Genomic DNA, 15,281 nt, shown 5'->3' on the forward strand with positions numbered 1-15,281 from the left:
TCCGTCTCACGTCGGCGTGACCGGTCGGCGTAGCTCGTCGCAGTTCCTCGTCGGCGCGCCCCAGTTTTCGTTATCGCCCCCACCTCCCGCGCGTCTCCTCAACGTCCCTGCCAGGTACGTGACTTACGACGTTGAGGTGCGAGCACGTGACACGACAGATCAGCCGCCGGAGCATGCTGAGGGCCACGGGTACGGCCGCCGGGGCCGTCGCCATCGGTACGACGCTCACGCAGGCCCCTGCCGCCGCGGCGAACCCCTCCTCCGCGCACCCCGGGCTGCTGCACGCCCGCGCCGACCTGGAGCGGATGGCGGCCAAGGTGAAGGCGGGGTCGGCCTCCCACACCGCCGGCTTCGCCAAGCTGACCGCCAACCGGCATGCACAGAGCGGCTGGCGGGCCAATCCGCGGGCCACCGTGTACCGGGGGTCGGGCAGCCCGCAGAACTACACGATCCTGTACAACGACATCCACGCCGCCTACCAGAACGCCCTGCGCGGCCACGTCAGCGGCGACAGCGCGCACCTCGACACCTCCGTCGCGATCCTGAACGCCTGGTCGGCCGAGCTGACCGCCCTCGAAGGCAGCGCCGACCGTTTCCTCGCCGCCGGGCTCTACGGCTACCAGTTCGCGAACGCCGCCGAACTCGTCCGCGACCACCCCGACTTCGACCTGGGCCGGTTCCAGTCCATGCTGAGCACCGTCTTCGCGCCGCTCAGCGACAGCTTCCTGGCCGATCACAACGGCGCCGTCGTCACCAACTACTGGACCAACTGGGACCTCACCGCCCTGGCCTGTGTCCTGGCCACCGGCATCCTCTGCGACGACAAGGCCCAAGTCGCCCGTGCCGTCGACTACTTCAAGCACGGCGACGGCCTCGGCTCGGTCCGGCACGCCATCCCCGTCGTGCACGACGACGGCCTCGGCGAGTGGCTGGAGGCTGGCCGGGACCAGGGGCACGCGCTGCTCGGTGTGGGCCTGATGGGCACGGTCTGCGAGATGGCCTGGAACCAGGGCATCGACCTGTACGGCTACGACGACAGCCGTTTCCTCAAGGGCGCCCAGTACGTGGCCAAGTGGAGCATGGGCGGTGACGTGGCGTACACCGCCAACACCCGGGCGAAGGGCGCGGTGAACGGCTGGTCCGGCCGGGAGACCGCCGCCGACGCCGCCGCCGTGGACCCGGGCATGCGGCGGCCGATCTGGGCGATGATCGCCAACCACTACACCAAGCGGCGCGGGCTGTCCGCCACGTACCTCACCCGGATCGCCGCCCAGTCCGCGCCCGAGGGCGGCGGCGGGGACTACGGCCCCAACAGCGGCGGCTACGACCAACTCGGCTTCGGCACACTGGCGTTCACGCGGGACCGGGCGGCCGACCCGTCGGCCGGCCCCAGCCCGGCGGGCGGCGGCGCCTCGGCCTCCGGCGGGGGCACCGGTTCCGGCCCCCGGCCCCAGACGGCCGCGTCCGCCTCACCGTCCGGCTCCGCGTCGGCGTCAGCCCGGGCCGACGACGATCTCGCGGCCACCGGCTCCGACGACATCGTCGGCTGGACGGCCGCCGCGGGCGTCACCGCGATCGCCGGAGGCCTGCTGTTCCTGCGCCGCCGGGACCAGGCGCGCCGCGCGGGGTCGTGACGCGAGCCCCGAAATCCCGCTACGCCGTAGCCGCCCGCGACCCCGACCCCGAAGCTCCCTCCCCTGTCGACCCCGTCGCCGCCGATGCCACAGACCCTGACGCCGACCCCGGCTCCGACGCCGCCGTCAGCGGCGTGGCGATGTCCTCCAGGGAGCGGCGTTCCGCGCGTACTGCGAGGGCCGCTGCCACCAGGCCGGCCAGGCACATCAGGGCCGCGCCGATCTGGAAGGCGAGGACCGTGTCGCCGACCTTGCCGGTGCCGGTGAGTTCGGCGAACAGCAGGGGGCCGCTGATGCCGCCGGCGGCGGTGCCGATGGCGTAGAAGAAGGCGATGGACATCGCGCGGGTCTCCATCGGGAAGACCTCGGAGACCGTGAGGTAGGCGCTGGAGGCGCCCGCGGAGGCGAAGAACAGGACCGCGCACCAGCAGGCCGTCAGGGTGCCCGCGCTCAGCGAGCCCCGGTCGAACAGCCAGGCCGTGCCGAACAGGAGCAGGCCGGAGAGGATGTAGGTCGAGGAGATCATCACCTTGCGGCCGACCGTGTCGAAGAGCTTCCCGAGCAGCAGCGGGCCGAAGAAGTTGCCGACGGCGATGACGGCGAAGTAGTACCCGGTGTCGCCGGTCGGCACGTCGTAGAACGTGGTGAGGATGGCGCCGAAGCCGAAGGTGATCGCGTTGTACAGGAACGCCTGGCCGATGAAGAGGGAGAAGCCGAGGACGGCCCGTCGGCGGTAGTCGGAGAAGACGGTGCGGCCGATCTCCACGAAGCTGACGCTCCGGCGCTGGTGGATGGTGATCTCGCCCTCGGGCCGCGCGAGGGGTTCGCCCGTCTCGGCCTCGACCCGCTTCTCGATCGAGGACACGATCCGTTCCGCCTCCTCGTCGCGGCCGTGGATCAGCAGCCAGCGTGGGCTCTCCGGAACGTGACGGCGTACCAGGAGGATCACCAGGGCGAGGGCGGCACCCAGGGCGAAGGTCAGCCGCCAGCCGACGTTCGCCGCGAAGAAGTCCGTGTTCAGCGCGAGGATCGACAGCAGCGAACCGCCGACCGCGCCCAGCCAGAAGCTGCCGTTGATCATCAGGTCGACCCGGCCGCGGTACTGGGCCGGGATCAGCTCGTCGATCGCGGAGTTGATGGCCGCGTACTCGCCGCCGATGCCGAAGCCGGTCAGGAAGCGGAAGGTGAGGAACCACCAGGTGTCGAAGGACACGGAGGTGAGCGCGGTGGCCGCGAGATACACCGCGAGGGTGATCATGAACAGCTTCTTGCGGCCCCACTTGTCGGTGAGACGGCCCCAGAAGAGGGCGCCCAGACAGGCACCGGCCACATAGAGCGCGGCGGCGATACCGGTGACCTGGCCGGAGGTGATCGGCAGTCCGCTGCCGGGCTCCGACAGGCGGCCGGCGATGTTGCCGACGACCGTGACTTCGAGACCGTCGAGGATCCACACGGTGCCGAGGCCTATGACGATGGTCCAGTGCCAGCGCGACCACGGGAGGCGGTCGAGGCGGGCGGGGATGTTGCTCGTGATCGTTCGGCCGGTCTGGGCCTGCGCGGTGGTCATGGGCTCCCTCCTCATCGAGCGAGAACGCCCGGCGAGTGCCCGCAACCAGCGCGCCTACGCCCCCAGTGCCCGCGACACCGTGTAGATCAGCAGCCCCGCGAGCGAGCCGACCACCGTGCCGTTGATCCGGATGAACTGGAGGTCGCGGCCGATGTTCGCCTCGATCTTCCGGGTGGTGTGCTCGGGGTCCCAGCCGGCCACCGTGTCGGTGATCAGGGAGGTGATCTCCGCGCGGTAGGTGGTGACGACGTAGACCGCCGCGCCCTCGACCCAGCCGTCGACCTTGCCCTGGACCTTCGGGTCGGCGGCCATCCGGGACCCCAGGGACAGCAGTGAGGCGCGCACCCTGAGCCGCAGTTCGCTGCGTTCGTCCTCGGCGGCCGAGACGATCATGGAGCGGACGGCGGTCCACGCGGAGGCGATCAGGTCCTGGACCTCGCCGCGGCCCAGCACCTCACCCTTGAGCCGCTCGACGCGCGCGCGGGTGTCCGTGTCGGACTGGAGGTCGGAGGCGAAGTCGGTGAGGAAGCGGTCGAGGGCGCCGCGGGCCGGGTGGGAGGGCATGTCCCGCATCTCCGCGCAGAACCGCAGGAGTTCCTTGTAGACCCGTTCGCCGACCTTCTTGTCGACGAACCTGGGGGTCCAGCCGGGCGCCCCGCCCTGTACGGCGTCCATCACGGAGTCGCTGTGCAGCACCAGCCAGTCGTGCGCCCGGGCGACGATCAGGTCGACGGCCCGGCGGTGGCCCCCGTCGGCCACGACCTTCTGCAGCATCTTGCCGATGCCGGGCGCGATCTCCTGCGCGTCGGCCCGCCGGGTGATCGCCTCGCCGACCACGGCCTGGACGTCCGCGTCACGCAGGACGGTCAGGGCGCCCCGCAGTGCCGCCGACAGCTCCGCCGTCACCCGGTCCGCGTGCTCGGGTTGTGCCAGCCAGGTGCCGAGCCGGCTGCCGATGCCGACCGCTCGCAGCCGCTGCCGTACGACGTCCTCGGAGAGGAAGTTCTCGCCGACGAACTCGCCCAGGGTGACGCCGAGCTGGTCCTTCTTCTTGGGGATGATCGCGGTGTGCGGGATGGGCAGGCCGAGCGGGTGGCGGAAGAGGGCGGTGACCGCGAACCAGTCGGCGAGCGCGCCGACCATGCCGGCCTCGGCGGCCGCGGCGACATAGGCCGCCCAAGCCCCCGCGCCCTCGTTCGAGGCCACTTTCGCGAGGACGTACACCACCGCGACGAACAGCAGCAGTCCGGCCGCGGTGAGTTTCATGCGGCGCACGCCGCGCTGCTTCTCCGCGTCCGCCTCGCTGAACGTGTTCATGGCACGGGCGGCCGCGGCGGGCACTCCGCTGGCGGCCGAATAGGGGACGGCACGGTCACCGGTCACCGTCGCCCGGGCATCCCGCCCGACGCCGGATGATCCCTTTTTTTCAGGTTTCGTACGTTCCATCCACTCCACCCGTTCGTGATCCCCTGCACACATTGTCCCTTCCTGACCGACTCCTGGAACGGAACAAGAGTTCCCGACGTCTGTCGGGTGGGGGAATTCACGGGGAACTCCGCGGCCCAAAGGGGGGTCCTGTTCAACTACCCCTGACTTCATGACGCATCATGAGGTGATCACACCGGAGCCTCGGGCTCCCATTCCAAGGAGACACACAACCGCATGACCAAGCGTCACGGTTATGCGCTGCTCAGCACGATCATCGCTCTGATCGTCGTCCTGTCCGCGGCCATATACGTCGGAGTCGACTCCGGCCACGGCAGCGGCGAGAGCAGCACCACCACCCTTTCCGGGGCCCGCGCCCCGCACAACTCCGCCGCCCCCGCCTCCTCCGGGGTCTGGGTCGGCACCTGGTCCGCCTCCCCGGTCGGCGGCGAGCCCGGCACCGAGACCACCGGCATGGCCGGCCGTTCGGTGCGCAACGTCGTCCACACCACCATCGGCGGTACGAGTGCCCGTATCACGCTGTCCAATCTCTACGGCCAGTCGCCGCTGACCATCACGCACGCCACGATCGCCGTCGCGGCAGGCAACGGCACCGCCGAGGCGGCCGCGGAGACCATGCGGCGCCTGACCTTCGGCGGCAACACCGTCGTCGTGGTCCCGGCCGGACAGCAGGTGCTGAGCGACACCGTCGCGATCCGCGTCCCGGCGTACAGCGACATCCTGGTGACCACGTACTCCCCCACGGCGTCCGGCCCGGTCACCTACCACCCGCGCGCCCGTCAGATCTCGTACGCCGCCGTCGGTGACCGCACCGAGGACCCGACCGGCACCGCGTACACCGAGCAGACCGAGTACTGGCGTTACCTGACCGCGTTGGACGTGCTCAGCGACGAGGCCGACGGCACCGTCGTGGCCTTCGGCGACTCGCTCACCGACGGCGTCGGCTCCACCGACAACACCAACCGGCGCTGGCCGAACCTGCTGTCCGACCGGCTGCACACGGCCATCGAGGCAGGCGACGACGTGCCCCGCTACAGCGTCGTCAACCAGGGAATCGGCGGCAACCAGGTCCTCGCCGACGGCCTCGGCCGCCCCGCCGAGAACGAGGCCGGCGTGAGCCGCTTCGCCCGGGACGTGCTCGGCCGGACGAACGTCAAGGTCGCCGTCGTGGACCTCGGCATCAACGACATCCTGCGCAACCCCCGGCTGGCCGACCCCGACAGCGTTCTCGACGGTCTGCGCACCCTGGTCCGCCAGGCCCACGCCCGCGGCATCAAGGTCGTCGGCGCGACCCTGATGCCCTTCGGCGGCCACCGCGGCTACTCCGCCGCCCGCGAGAACGTCCGCCAGGCGATCAACGCCCAGATCCGCGCGGGCCACGTCTACGACGCCGTCGTCGACTTCGACAAGGCCGTCCAGGACCCGTACGACCCCCGCAGGTTCCGCTCCGACTACGACTCGGGCGACCACCTCCACCCCAGCGACAAGGGGTACGAGGCGATGGCGGCGGCGTTCGACCTGGACTCCCTGAAGGGTTCGGCACCGGCGCAGCTCTAGCGTCCGTTCCGCTCCGCAGCGTCTGTTCCGCTCCGCGGATCCTCCGACGGCGCACTCGGTCGCCGGCACCCTCAGTCGTCAGGGCTCTCGACCGTCAGGGCCCTCGACCGTCACGGCCTTCAGGCAGGTGGCCAGCTTCGCAGGGCCATGTCGGCCACCTGCTGGAGGTCGTCGCGGGTGGCGCCGCCCGCGGCTTGCACGGCGATGCCGTTGGCCACGGTCATGAGATAGCGGGCGAGTAGTCCGGGATCGGTGTCGGGGGGCAGGTCGCCTTCGTCGACGGCTCGCCGGAACCGGTCGCGGAGCAGGGAGATGTGCTCGTTGCGCCAGGCGGTGAGGGCGTCGCGGGCACTGCTCCCCGGGTCACCGGCGGCGAGGGACCCCTGGACGCCGAGGCACCCGGCGGGGCAGCCGGGGCGGGTGGTGGTCCGGACGGAGCCGTTGAGGAACGCGGTGGCCACCTCACGGGCGGTCGGTTCCTTCAGAGCCCGGGCCCCGTACGAGGCGGGGCCCTCGGTGTAGCGCTCCAGGGCCTTGCGGAACAGGTCCTCCTTGTTGCCGAAGGCCGCGTACATGCTGGTGCGGGTGATGCCCATGGCGTTGGTGAGATCGGTGAGGCTGGCGCCTTCGTAACCCTGTCCCCAGAAGACCCGCATGGCGCGTTCAAGGGCCTCGTCGGTGTCGAAACCCCTCGGTCGGCCGATCGGTGCCTTCTGACGCGAATCCATGCCATCGATCCTACCTCTTCCGTACCGATCGGTGCAGATGTGCTACGGTCCCGTTCGGTAGCCGATCAGTACCGATCGGTACTCAATTTTGGGGAGGTCAATCGTCATGGGACAGCTCGAAGGCAAGACCGCCGTCGTCACCGGCGGCGGCACCGGGATCGGCCTGGCCACCGCCGTCCGGCTGGCAGCAGAGGGCGCGCACGTCTTCATCACCGGCCGACGCAAGGCCGCGCTGGACGCCGCCGTCGAGACCATCGGCCCGGACAGGGCCACCCCGGTGGTGGGCGACATCTCCGACCTGGCCGACCTGGACCGGCTCTACGACACGGTCCGCGCCCGGGGCCAGGGCCTGGACGTGGTGTTCGCAAATGCCGGCAGCGCCTCGTTCGCGACGCTGGAGCAGGTCACCGAGGACCACGTCGAGGAGATCTTCGGCGTCAACGTCCGGGGCACACTGTTCACGGTGCAGAAGGCGCTGCCGCTGCTCAACGACGGCGCGTCGGTGATCCTGAACTCCTCGGTGCGCGCCGACGACGGTGTCGCGGCGTTCGGCACGTACGCGGCCTCCAAGGCGGCGATACGGTCCTTCACCCGGACCTGGGCCAACGAGCTCAAGGACCGCGGCATCCGGGTCAACGCGGTCTCCCCGGGCACCATCGACACTCCCGCACTCGACGCCGTGACCGCGGGAGACACACCCGTCACCAAGGCACAGTTCGCCGCGAACGTCCCCCTGGGCCGGATCGGACACCCGGACGAGGTCGCCGACGCGGTGGTCTTCCTCGCTTCCGAGCAGAGCAGGTTCATCCTCGGAGCCAACCTGTACGTCGACGGCGGCGAGAACCAGGTCTGACGCGCGGGCGCCCCATCCGCCGCGCGATCACCAGCGGGGACGATCCGTGACGTACGCGCGTACCGGCGCCCGCGACCAGTACCCGTCCGCGGTCAGTACTCGCGGTCGCGGCGCCGGTCCCGTGCCTCACGGCGCTGGTCCTGTGCCTCCCGGCGCCGGTCCCGCTCCTCCTGGCGCTCCCGCTTCCGCTCGCGCATCAGGTCGTGATGGCCGTCTAGCATCCTGCGGTGAGCCTCGAGGGCGTCGTCGCGATACGACTCCCCGAGCTCCCGCAGGGACTCCTTGCGCTCCAGCTTCTCCTGGCGGCGCTCCTCCTTCAGGCGCTGCCGCTCGGCCCGGGTGACCTTGCGCTCGACGCCGACGCCGCCCCAGAAGGCGAAGCCCGTCACGATCACCCGCGGGGCGCCCGGATCGCCCGGCACGCCTTCCTCACGGTGGTCGAAGCCACCCATGACGCCGATCCCACGCACCACGACCTCGACGCCGGGCGGCACGATCACCTGCATCCCGCCCATGATCGCGATGCAGTTGATCTCGACCTCGCCGGCCTCGAAGTCCGCCTCCCGCAGATCGATCTCGCCGCCGCCCCAGAAGGCGAAGCAGTTGAACCGCCTCGGTACCGTCCAGCGGCCCTTGCGCTGGAAGCCCGACATGACGGCGACGGCCCACGTCGACGACCCCTCACGGCCGGTGATCCGGCCCGCCCAACTCCCGCTCGGCGCCGGCTCCTTGCTCATCGAGACTCGAGGTGCTGTCCCGGCGGACGCGGGGGACGGGGCGGACGGCAGATCCCGGGTGATCGGAGCGAGCTCGCCGTACGTGCGGGCCTTGTACGTGGCGTCCAGGCGCTCCTCGAACTCCTCCATGTCGAGACGCCCCTCCGCGAGGGCGTCCCGCAGGACCTCGGTGACTCGGTCACGATCGGCGTCGGAGGCGCGCAGCTCCGGAGCATCCTCGGTCATACCCAGCAGCCTACGAGGTGTCGGCGCCGGGCACTATGCGATCGAGCCCGGCACTGCGCGCTCGTCCGCCCCGCGCCCCTCCTCGTACATCTTCGCGATCACGGCCTCGATGTCCGGCTCCCGCACCGACAGGTCCAACAACGGGTACTCCGCCGCGATCCGCGCGACGAGCGGAGCCGCCGACTGAGACGCCGGGAAGGCCACCCACTGCCGGGGCCCGTCCACCTTCACCACCCGCGCGGGCGGCGGCACGTCGATCGGCGGCAGCTCACGTTCCAGGTCCACCACCAGGGTCCGCTCGCTCTCCCCCGCCTCGTGCAGCCCGGCCAGCGCGCCGTCGTACATGAGCCGCCCGTGGTCGATGACCATCACCCGCGAGCACAACTGCTCGATGTCCTGGAGGTCGTGCGTGGTCAGCAGCACCGTCGTGCCCCGCTCGGTGTTCACCTCCCGCAGGAACTCCCGCACCCTGGCCTTGGAGACGACGTCCAGCCCGATGGTCGGCTCGTCGAGGTACAGCACCTCCGGGTCGTGCAGCAGGGCCGCCGCGATGTCGCCGCGCATCCGCTGGCCGAGCGAGAGCTGACGCACGGGGACGTCCAACAGGTCTGCCAGACCGAGGAGTTCGACGAGCCGGTCGAGGTTCTCGCGGTAACGGCCGTCGGGGATGCGGTACATGCGGTGCATCAGCCGGTACGAGTCGATCAGCGGAAGGTCCCACCACAGCGTCGTACGCTGCCCGAACACCACCCCGATCCGGTGCGCCAGCCGGATCCGCTCCCGGGACGGGTCGATGCCCGCGACCCGCAGCCGGCCGCCGCTCGGCGTCAGGATGCCGGTCAGCATCTTGATGGTCGTCGACTTCCCGGCGCCGTTCGGGCCGATGTAACCGACCATCTCACCGCGCGCCACGGAGAAGGAGAGCGCGTCGACCGCCCGCACCTGACGCCGTTCCCGCTTCATGAAGCCGGTCTTACGACGCACGTCGAAGACCTTCTCCAGCCCGTCCACCTCGATGAAACGCGTGTCCAGGGAGCCCGTGCCCGCGTCCGTGTCCGTGTCCGTGTCCATCAGTCCTCAGCTCCCCGTACTCCGATACGACCGCAGCCCCGCCCGCCAGGCCAGCCCGGCGAGCGCACAGCACGCCACCGCCACCAGCGGGGGCGTGAACGCCACCCACTGCTGCAGCCCGAGCGGATACGGCCGCCCCAACACATAGCTCCCGGGCACCCAGTTGACGAAGGCGAGCGGCAGCATGAACGTCACCCCGCGCACCAGGTCCTTCCCGAACACGGTCGGCGGATACTGCAACAGCGTGGTGCCGCCGTACGTGAACGCGTTCTGCACCTCGGCGGCGTCCTGCGCCAGGAACTGGAACGCGGCGCCCGCCACGAACAGCGCCCCGAAGATCGCCGCGCCGCTCACCAGCATCACCGGCACCAGCAGCACCTTCGCCGGAGTCCAGACGACGTCGACCGACAGCAGCGCCCAGCCCAGCACCAGCGCGCCCTGGGTGATCCGGCCCAGGCGGCGCAGCGCGAAGTGGTCCGCGCCGACCTGGGCGAGCACCGGGGCGGGCCGTACCAGCAGGGTGTCGAAGGAGCCGTCGCGCATCCGGGCGCCCAGCACGTCCATGGAGCCGAACACCAGGTCGGCGATCCCGAACGCGGTCGCGGACAGCCCGTACAGGAAGGTGACCTCGGGCAGCGTCCACCCGCCGAGCGAGTCGACCTGCGAGAACATCAGCAGGATCGCGACAAAGTCCAGCCCGGTCACCAGCAGGTTGCCGAACACCGTGACACCGAAGGAGACGCGGTAGGTCATGGCCGACCTGATCCACATCCCGGCGATCAGCCGATAGGCCCGCAGCCCCTCCGTCAGGCGGTTGTGCTCACCCACCCTGCACCACCACCCGGCGGGTCGCGGCCGACTGCAGCAGCCGCCCCGCCCACAGCAGCACCACCGCCCACACCGCCTGGAACGCGTACGCCCCCAGCGGGGCGGTCTCCCCCATCAGCACGTCCGCCGGCATCTGGAGCTGTGCCGCCCACGGCAGCACCCGGACGACGTCGCCGAGCGCGCCCGGGAAGGCGTTCAGCGGCAGTGTCATGCCCGAGCAGAAGACCCCCAGGACCATCAGGGCCTGGTTGACGCCAGTGCCGTCCATGAGCCAGAACATGCTCAGGGCCGCCAGATAGCGGATCCCGAAGCTGACGACCATCGCCAGCAGCAGCGCGACCAGGAACGCCACCCAGGTGCTGACGTCCGCCGGCAACGCCATCGGGAAGAACAGCGCCCCGAAGGCGAACGGGATCACACCCCGCCCCAGGGTCTGGAACAGCGCCCGGCCCAGGTCGCTCGCCAGCCACCACAGCTGCAGGTCGGCCGGCCGGTACAGATCGATGGCGATCTCGCCCGTGCGGATGCGGGCCATCAGATCCTTCTCCACGCCGCCGCCCTGGATGGCGAGGGTCGCGTACAGGCACTGTCCCAGCCACACGTAGGTCACCGCCTGCGTCTGGTCGTAACCCCCCAGGTGCGGCCGCTCGTCCCACAACGCCAGGTAGGTGTAGACGAGGATCAGCCCGAAGACGGTGTTCGTGAACACCCCCGCCGCCGTGGCCACCCGATATGTCGCGTACCGCCGGAATCCCCCCGCCGCGACGGCCGCGTACAGCCGTGCCGAACCCACACCCACGGCCCTCCTCACCCGCGCCGGACACCGAAGCGCAGGAGCCTAGTACGGGGGCGACCGGGCGGGCGAGCCGTTTTCCCACCGCCGAGAGCGGCCGACGAAGGGGGCCGAGACCCTGCCCGTCATGGGTTCGGGGCCCTGCCGGTCATGGGTTCGGGGCCCTGCCGGTCATGAACTCGGGGGCCCTGCCCCGCCGGTCGCATGGGTCAACTCGCCACCGAATCACTGCTGTTGAGACGCCTCTGGGAGAGCGGACTCCAGCGCCTCCGGACCTGCCACCCCGGCGACCGTCGCCGCCCGATACGTCGCGTATCGTCGGGAGCCCCCGCCACGACGGCGCGTACAACCGCCCCGAATGCGCACACACGCCCCTCCTCACCCGCACCGGACGCCGAAGCACAGGAGCCCGATGCGCGGATGGCCGGGCGGGCGGGCCATTTTCCGGGCGAGACGCGCGCCATATCCGGGAACGGAACGCGTGGTGCGAGAGTCTTCAGCAGGGGGCGCACAAGGCGTAACGAGACGTACGGGAACGTACGACGCGAAACAGGAGTCCGTGCACGAGATGAGCGACGAGCCGCAGCCGCAGCCGAACGAGGACTCGGCACCGAGAGAGCCGGAAACGGCCGAAGTGCCCGCGGCCGGGGGGCCGGCCGGGAAGAAGCCCAAGCGACCGGCGCGCACCGGCTGGCGGCGGATCATCCCGACCTGGCGCGTGGTGCTCGGCACGTTCGTCCTGGGCGTCCTGCTGCTGACGGGCATGTTCTTCCTCGGCTACTCGATGGTCAAGATCCCGTCCGCCAACGCGTTCGCCATCAAGCAGAGCAACGTCTACCTCTACTCGGACGGCAGCCAGCTCGCCCGCGACGGCGAGGTCAACCGGGAGATCATCCCCCTCTCCCAGGTCTCCAAGGCAGCCCAGCACGCCGTACTGGCCGCCGAGGACCGCGACTTCTACACCGAGTCCGCGATCGACCCCAAGGCGATGGTCCGCGCCGGCTGGAACACCGCCACCGGCAAGGGCAAGCAGTCCGGATCCACGATCACCCAGCAGTACGTGAAGAACTACTACCTGGCCCAGGAGCAGACCGTCACCCGCAAGGTGAAGGAGTTCTTCATCTCGATCAAGCTGGACCGCACGGAGTCCAAGGACCAGATCCTCGAGGGCTACCTAAACACCAGCTACTTCGGCCGCAACGCCTACGGCATCCAGGCCGCCGCCCAGGCCTACTACGGCATCGACGCCACCGAGCTGGACCCCGCCAAGGCCGCCTACCTCGCCGCACTGGTCAACGCGCCCAGCGAGTACGACGTCGTCGCCCACCCCGAGAACAAGGCGGCCGCCCAGGCCCGCTGGAACTACGTCCTGAACGGCATGGTCAAGAAGGGCTGGCTCACCCAGTCGAAGCGGGCAGACCTCACCTTCCCGATGCCGAAGGAACAGACCGTCGCCATAGGCAAGTCCGGGCAACGCGGCTACGCCATCGAAGCGATCAACCAGTACCTCACCACGAACAAGATCGTCACCGCGGACGAGCTCCAGGCGGGCGGCTACCGCATCACCACCACCCTGCAGAAGAGCAAGCAGGACGCCTTCGTCAAGGCCGTCGACGACCAGGTGATCTCCAAGCTCGACAAGAAGAACCGCAAGGTCGACAACTACGTCCGCGCCGGCGGTGCCTCCGTCGACCCCAAGACCGGCAAGGTCGTCGCCATGTACGGCGGCATCGACTTCGTCAAGCAGTACACGAACGGCGTGACCCGCCGCGACTTCCAGGTCGGCTCCACCTTCAAGCCGTTCGTGTTCACCTCCGCCGTCCAGAACCACTCCGAGACGCAGGACGGCCGCGTCATCAACCCGAACACGATCTACGACGGCACCAACAAACGCCCCGTCCAGGGCTGGGACGGCGGCACGTACGACCCGGAGAACGAGGACCAGGGCTCCTACGGGAACGTCACCGTGCGAGAGGCCACCGACAAGTCCATCAACTCGGTGTACGCGCAGATGGCCGTGGACGTCGGCTCCGACGAGGTCAAGGGGACCGCGATCGACCTGGGCCTCCCCTCCACCACCCCCGAACTGGTCGCCAGCCCCTCCATCGCGCTCGGCGTGGCCCGGGCGAGCGTCCTCGACATGGCGGAGGCCTACGCCACCCTCGCCAACCACGGCAGGCACGGCACGTACACGATGGTCGAGAAGATCACCAAGGACAGCACGAGCGACGTCGCGCTGCCCGAGAAGCGGACCAGCCAGGCTGTCAGCCGCGAGGCCGCCGACACCACGACGGCCGTGCTGCAGAGCGTGGTCGAGAACGGCACCGCCACCGCCGCCCAGGCCGCCGGCCGCCCCGCCGCGGGCAAGACCGGCACCGCCGAGGAGGACACGGCGGCCTGGTTCGCCGGCTACACCCCCGACCTCGCCACCGTCGTCTCCGTCATGGGCCAGGACCCGGTGACGGGCGCGCACAAGTCGCTGTACGGCGCGATGGGCCTGGAACGCGTCAACGGAGGCGGGGCTCCCGCGGAGATCTGGGCGCAGTTCACCAAGGAGGCCCTCAAGGGCAAGACGGCCACCGACTTCGACCTCCAGATCCAGCCGGGCTCCGACGAGTCCCAGGCCCCGAGCACCGACGTCCCGGTGGACCCGACCACGGGCGGCCAGGACACCGGCGGCACCACGGACGGCACCACCGGCAGCCCGGACCCCGAGGACCCGACCCAGGGCCAGACCGGCGGCACCACCGACACCGGGGGCACCACGGACGGCACCACCGGCGACCCGACCGGGACGCCCGGGACCACCGGGGATCCGACCAGCGGTGACACCACCACGGACGGCGGCACGACGGACGGCGGCACGACGGACGGCTCCAGCGGGGACACGGCCACCGGCGGCACGACGGACGGCACGGGCGGCGACACCGGCGGCGACGACGGCGGCGGTGAGACAGAGGGCACGACCACCGGCCCGGGCTAGCCCGTCGGTGTGCGAAGGGACGACGAAAGGGGCTGGTGACCATGGTCACCAGCCCCTCGAACCTTCGCGAACTCTCGAACCCGCTGCTTACAGATACAGCCCCGTCGAGTCCTCGGACCCCTCGAACCGGTCGGCGGCCACCGCGTGCAGATCGCGCTCACGCATCAGCACATAGGCGATCCCCCGCACCTCCACCTCGGCCCGGTCCTCCGGATCGAACAGAACCCGGTCACCCGGCTCCACCGTCCGTACGTTCTGCCCCACGGCCACGACCTCGGCCCACGCCAGCCGACGACCGACGGCCGCGGTGGCCGGAATCAGAATCCCGCCACCGGAACGCCGCTCGCCCTCGCTGGTGTCCTGCCGCACGAGGACCCGGTCGTGCAGCATCCGGATGGGCAGCTTGTCGTTCAGGGTGCTGTGCTCTTTTCTCTTGGCGCTCACGGCACTGAACCTACCTGCCTTTGCCGGGCCCGTAAGCCGTCGGGTCCGCTGTCGGTCAGCTCCGGCGCCGACGCGTCCCCAGGACGAGCAGGCCGGCGAGCCCGACGACGACCAGCGCGACGGGGACGACCCGCTCCAGCCGAGGAGCGCCGTCCTCATCCACGAACTGGGACTTGACGTCACTCACGGCCCGGTTGACCCCGACGTAGGCCCGCCCCAGCGTGTGATCGATGTTCGACACGACCTTGGCCTTGGCGTCACCCATGATCGTCTTCGGGTGCACCCGCACCCCGAGCTCGTCGAGCGTCTCCGCCAGGTTCTCGCGGCGGCGCCTGATGTCCGCCTCGATCTGCGCCGGGGTTCTGGTGTCCGACGTGTCCGCCACCGTAAGGCCTCCGAAGTCAGCTGATGCCTG

At 70.4% G+C, this 15,281-nt stretch carries 13 protein-coding genes; 4 read left to right on the plus strand and 9 right to left on the minus strand.

The features are described from left to right. Positions 1–173: 173 nt before the first annotated feature. Positions 174–1,634: an alginate lyase family protein gene (locus tag OHA64_RS18645; protein ID WP_405624012.1), complete on the plus strand. Its 1,461-nt coding sequence runs from the start codon at positions 174–176 to the stop codon at positions 1,632–1,634. A 19-nt stretch (positions 1,635–1,653) separates the two neighbouring features. On the opposite strand, the gene OHA64_RS18650 is transcribed toward OHA64_RS18645, so the two are convergent. Continuing rightward, positions 1,654–3,201 carry an MFS transporter gene (locus OHA64_RS18650; protein WP_405614395.1) on the minus strand — a complete coding sequence of 516 codons (1,548 nt, stop codon included), beginning with the start codon at positions 3,199–3,201 and terminating at the stop codon, positions 1,654–1,656. 54 nt (positions 3,202–3,255) lie between these two features. Continuing rightward, complete coding sequence (locus OHA64_RS18655; RefSeq protein WP_405614397.1) at positions 3,256–4,647, minus strand: DUF445 domain-containing protein; 1,392 nt, start codon at positions 4,645–4,647, stop codon at positions 3,256–3,258. Positions 4,648–4,863: 216 nt separating this feature from the next. On the opposite strand from OHA64_RS18655, the gene OHA64_RS18660 reads away from it, so the two are divergent. Then, positions 4,864–6,204, plus strand: a complete 1,341-nt coding sequence (locus tag OHA64_RS18660) for an SGNH/GDSL hydrolase family protein (RefSeq protein WP_405614399.1) — start codon at positions 4,864–4,866, stop codon at positions 6,202–6,204. A gap of 119 nt (positions 6,205–6,323) precedes the next feature. On the opposite strand, the gene OHA64_RS18665 is transcribed toward OHA64_RS18660, so the two are convergent. Then, positions 6,324–6,932: a TetR/AcrR family transcriptional regulator gene (locus OHA64_RS18665; protein WP_405614401.1), complete on the minus strand. Its 609-nt coding sequence runs from the start codon at positions 6,930–6,932 to the stop codon at positions 6,324–6,326. A gap of 106 nt (positions 6,933–7,038) precedes the next feature. Here OHA64_RS18665 and OHA64_RS18670 point away from each other — a divergent pair, with 106 nt between their 5' ends. After that, positions 7,039–7,785 (plus strand): SDR family oxidoreductase, encoded by a 747-nt coding sequence (locus tag OHA64_RS18670; protein WP_405614403.1) that lies wholly within the window; start codon positions 7,039–7,041, stop codon positions 7,783–7,785. 92 nt (positions 7,786–7,877) lie between these two features. Here the strand turns inward: OHA64_RS18670 and OHA64_RS18675 are convergent, their stop codons facing one another. The 4 genes from OHA64_RS18675 to OHA64_RS18690 are packed head-to-tail and all read right to left on the minus strand — an operon-like array spanning position 7,878 to position 11,439. Further along, positions 7,878–8,747, minus strand: coding sequence for a DUF1707 domain-containing protein (locus tag OHA64_RS18675; protein ID WP_405614405.1), 870 nt, complete (start codon positions 8,745–8,747; stop codon positions 7,878–7,880). A gap of 33 nt (positions 8,748–8,780) precedes the next feature. Then, positions 8,781–9,818 carry an ATP-binding cassette domain-containing protein gene (locus tag OHA64_RS18680; protein WP_405614407.1) on the minus strand — a complete coding sequence of 346 codons (1,038 nt, stop codon included), beginning with the start codon at positions 9,816–9,818 and terminating at the stop codon, positions 8,781–8,783. A 6-nt stretch (positions 9,819–9,824) separates the two neighbouring features. After that, positions 9,825–10,589 carry an ABC transporter permease gene (locus OHA64_RS18685; RefSeq protein WP_405624013.1) on the minus strand — a complete coding sequence of 255 codons (765 nt, stop codon included), beginning with the start codon at positions 10,587–10,589 and terminating at the stop codon, positions 9,825–9,827. Between the two features lie 49 nt (positions 10,590–10,638). Then, positions 10,639–11,439 (minus strand): ABC transporter permease, encoded by an 801-nt coding sequence (locus OHA64_RS18690; RefSeq protein ID WP_405614409.1) that lies wholly within the window; start codon positions 11,437–11,439, stop codon positions 10,639–10,641. Positions 11,440–12,007: 568 nt separating this feature from the next. Between OHA64_RS18690 and OHA64_RS18695 the strand changes: the two genes are divergently transcribed. Next, positions 12,008–14,422: a transglycosylase domain-containing protein gene (locus OHA64_RS18695; protein WP_405614411.1), complete on the plus strand. Its 2,415-nt coding sequence runs from the start codon at positions 12,008–12,010 to the stop codon at positions 14,420–14,422. 87 nt (positions 14,423–14,509) lie between these two features. On the opposite strand, the gene OHA64_RS18700 is transcribed toward OHA64_RS18695, so the two are convergent. Together OHA64_RS18700 and OHA64_RS18705 are read right to left on the minus strand one after the other, a co-directional pair. After that, the gene (locus OHA64_RS18700) at positions 14,510–14,866 is read right to left on the minus strand and encodes a GroES family chaperonin (RefSeq protein ID WP_405614413.1); all 357 of its coding nucleotides are present in this window, start codon (positions 14,864–14,866) and stop codon (positions 14,510–14,512) included. Between the two features lie 55 nt (positions 14,867–14,921). Then, a complete protein-coding gene (locus OHA64_RS18705) occupies positions 14,922–15,251 on the minus strand; it encodes a DUF3618 domain-containing protein (protein WP_405614415.1) in 330 nt (109 codons plus the stop codon). Positions 15,252–15,281 lie beyond the last annotated feature (30 nt).

It is taken from the genome of Streptomyces sp. NBC_00076 (genome assembly GCF_045041235.1).
Classification (GTDB): Bacteria; Actinomycetota; Actinomycetes; order Streptomycetales; family Streptomycetaceae; genus Streptomyces.